Genomic DNA, 3,635 nt, shown 5'->3' on the forward strand with positions numbered 1-3,635 from the left:
GATTGATCGCTGACTTTTTAACTACCTGTGACAACATAGGTTGACCTGCGCTCATTGTATTTGCTTCAGTTTCAGTCCAACGCAACATCCAATTTGGTTGTATTCCCAGAATAACTATCAAAATTATCAAGATAATGGCTGGTATTCTATCTGACCATTCTACAGGAGACAAATTCACAACTGTTTCAGATAACCTACCAAAAAATACTCGGTTCGCTAACAGCAAAAAATAGGCTGATGTTAACCCTGTTCCGATCATACAAAGAAGAGTGGGAACTGTAAACACGCTGAAACTGCCTCTAAATACTAAAAATTCGGAAATAAATCCAACCATTCCTGGAATACCAGCACTTGCCATTACTCCTAAAATCATCAAACTACCAATCAATGGTAAACCTTGTTCTGGGTTTAATAAACCACGCAATATATCTATGTCGCGAGTGCCAGCTTTTTTGTAAACTACTCCCACTAATAAAAATAGTAGGGCTGAAATTAGACCATGGCTAATCATTTGAAATACTGTTCCCAAAATACTGAGGGGAGTTGCTGCAGCACTTGCTAATAGAATATAACCCATGTGACCAACGGAACTATAGGCTACCATTTTTTTCATGTCTTTTTGGACAATAGCATTAAATGAACCATAAAGTACGCTGACTACTGCCCATATTGCTAACCATGGAGAAATATATACCCAAGCTTCTGAGAACATATTTAATCCAAATCTCAGTAAACCGTAAGTCCCTAGTTTCAAAAGCACTCCTGCTAAAAGTACGGAGATAGGTGTGGAAGCTTCAACGTGAGCATCGGGTAGCCATGTATGGAAGGGAACTAGAGGAATTTTAATGCCAAACCCGATGACTATTGCTCCTAATAATAATAGTTGAGTTCCTAAAGGTAGGGTATGGGCAACTACTTGGTCGTAAGCGAAATTAGATGAGCCACTTAACCACGCTACTCCTAGGAACCCAGCTAGGACTAAAATTCCTGAAATTGCTGTGTAAATCAGAAATTTTGTGGATGCGTAACCCCGTCTTGGTCCTCCCCAAATTGCTATTAATAGGTATAGAGGAATTAGCTCTAGTTCATAGAAGATAAAAAATAGTAGTAGGTCTTGAGCAAGAAAAGCTCCAAATACGCTGACTGCTAGCAACAATATTAGGGAGTAATAAAAACGGGGTCTTTTGATTGACTTGTCTGTGGCGTAAATAGCAATAGCAGTTAACAGGCCATTTAATACTACTAATGGCATAGATAAACCATCTATGCCAAGGGAGTAATTTAATCCCAGGGAGTCTATCCAAGGTACTAAAACTACAAATTGTAGATTTGGATCTTGTGGGTTAAATTCAGTCAGTAGTACTAAAGACCATACGAAACTAATTATGGCCACAACTAGAGCGATTTGCCTGGCTAATTTTGGCGAGAAAGTGCTTGGCCAAAAACCAATGATAGCGGCACCTATTAATGGCACTAAGAGCAGACCGTTAAGCATTTATTAATATTTTCCTTTGATGGGAATTGAGAGAGTGTTTGTAAAATGAATATTAAATCACGTAGGGTGCGTTAGTGTCACGTAATGTACCATCCCACAGCACGCGGTGCGTGAAGTGTAAAACCGATCATTATTCCAGAAATGGTAAGCGTGCCGTCACACACCCTACTTAATCTTTTGTTGACAAACAGTCTCTGAGAAATTGATTTAAGTGCAAATTACTTAATAGGATATTACAATATGTCCTATATTTTACTAAGCTTTTAGTTAGGAAGCGAGAGAATAGTTTTCAAGAAATATTAATTAGGAATTGTAATAATAATTTTTTTATTCTTAATACTTAATCCTGCATTCCTAGTTAAAAAGCGTTTCGGTACGGAAAATGCTGATAGCTAGTTAAGGTGTTTAGTAAAAATTGCAAAAAATTTTACTTTATTAGGTAAAAAAATCTGCAATATCAGCTTGTAAATTAACTTTTTATTTGCTCCTAAATCAAAAAAAACTACAAAAATAATTATTGAAAGTGCTTTCTATTTTAGTTTTGATTCCTCAGCCCATACGTCAATTATGGCAAGTTGGACAAACTGTACTTGGCTTAATTTTCCGCCATCCTCTGACAGGTGTTAGTGTAGTCCCAATTTTGCCTGATGGCCGGATAGTTTTAGTTCGTCGCCGTGATAATAATAAATATGCTCTACCAGGAGGTATGGTGGAATGGGGTGAAGATGTTACAACTACTGTGAAAAGGGAATTATTTGAAGAAACAGGATTAGAGTTAGTTAAAATTCGTAGATTAGTGGGAGTATATTCTGCACCAGATCGAGACCCTAGAGTACATTCTATTAATATTTTGGTTGAGGCTGATGTTCGGGGAAATATGAATGTTCAAGATACTTTGGAAATTAGTGATGTTCAAGCTTTTGAAGTTACATCTTTGCCGGATAATCTTAGCTACGACTACGACCTACAATTAAAGGATTATTTTACTGGTTTGACAATTTTAGCTTAATTTCGTGATTCTATAATCTCACATTAAAAAAGGATTATTTGAAGGTATTTTCACTTGAATATATAAATTTGGGTGAGATATCTGTTAAATTTTATAATTCCATAGTTATGCACTTTTTATGGCGTAATTCTCGTATCAAGTTGTCTGGTGGACTATTGTTTTGGCGTGAAATTGGTGGTAATTCAAATAATGTAGTTTTTCTACATGGGTCTTGGTATAACAGTAGTCAGTGGTTACCAGTGATGGAGCGGTTGAGTCTAGATTACCATTGTTTTGCACCAGATTTACCAGGGTTTGGTGAGTCAGAATTTTCTTCTACTCATTACTCTATCAATCAAATAGTAGAATCTTTGGCTGAATATATAGCTACTTTGAAATTGGAGAAAGTATATTTAGTTGCCCACTCTTTAGGAGGTTGGATAGCTGCTAGTTATGCTCTCAAATATTCTGAACAATTATTGGGCGTGATATTAATATCTCCTGAAGGAATTAACCTTGCTGCTGTTAAAGCACGTTGGCGGTTATTTAGATTCTTAATTCAAAAACCTTCTTTTTTGTGTTGGGTTTTACAATTAATATATCCTTTTGTTAGGTTATTAGGCGCTCACACAAAAATTAAGAATATTCTACAATTTCGACAAAAATTATTACTTTCTTCAACCGGAACTAAAATTTTATTTCGACGTAGGTGGACAGAAATTCAAGCTGAGTTATTGACAGCAGAATTGGCTTTTTTGAAAGTAAAAACGTTGATTTTACAAGGTTATAAAGATACGAAGATTGCTTTATCTATGAGTAAATTTTATGCGGATTTATTGCCGATGGCGAAACTTCATTTAATTAATTCTGGCGGTGATAATTTACCGGAACAAATGCCGGATGTAGTTGTAGAAGAAATTCGCGTATTTTTAGGTAATGAAGAAAGATAATTGTTAATGAGAGTCAATCTTTTTTAAGGCTGCTACTAATTGCTGAAGATGAGTTGTTTCATGGCTAGCCATTAGTCTAGTAGGGTGCGTTAGACAGCTACAATTTGAGTTGCTAGAGCCATTTTAGTATCTGTCGTAACGCACCATTGAATATGTGGAACGTTCAGTAGAAATATTCAATCCTGAAAATAAAACTTGATAA

The 3,635-nt window shown here is 35.8% G+C and carries 3 protein-coding genes; 2 read left to right on the forward strand and 1 reads right to left on the reverse strand.

The window, feature by feature from the left end:
• Positions 1 to 1,495 (reverse strand): NADH-quinone oxidoreductase subunit M (locus tag F6K13_RS23665; protein WP_287288580.1); only part of this gene is annotated, 1,495 nt, incomplete at its 3' end.
• A 556-nt stretch (positions 1,496 to 2,051) separates the two neighbouring features.
• Between F6K13_RS23665 and F6K13_RS23670 the strand changes: the two genes are divergently transcribed.
• Together F6K13_RS23670 and F6K13_RS23675 are read left to right on the forward strand one after the other, a co-directional pair.
• Positions 2,052 to 2,504: an NUDIX domain-containing protein gene (locus F6K13_RS23670; protein ID WP_124146123.1), complete on the forward strand. Its 453-nt coding sequence runs from the start codon at positions 2,052 to 2,054 to the stop codon at positions 2,502 to 2,504.
• 68 nt (positions 2,505 to 2,572) lie between these two features.
• Positions 2,573 to 3,433 (forward strand): alpha/beta fold hydrolase, encoded by an 861-nt coding sequence (locus F6K13_RS23675; protein WP_287244009.1) that lies wholly within the window; start codon positions 2,573 to 2,575, stop codon positions 3,431 to 3,433.
• Positions 3,434 to 3,635: the final 202 nt, after the last annotated feature.

Origin of the sequence: Okeania sp. SIO2B9 (genome assembly GCF_010672505.1) — a bacterium.
Taxonomy (GTDB): Bacteria; Cyanobacteriota; Cyanobacteriia; order Cyanobacteriales; family Microcoleaceae; genus Okeania; species Okeania hirsuta.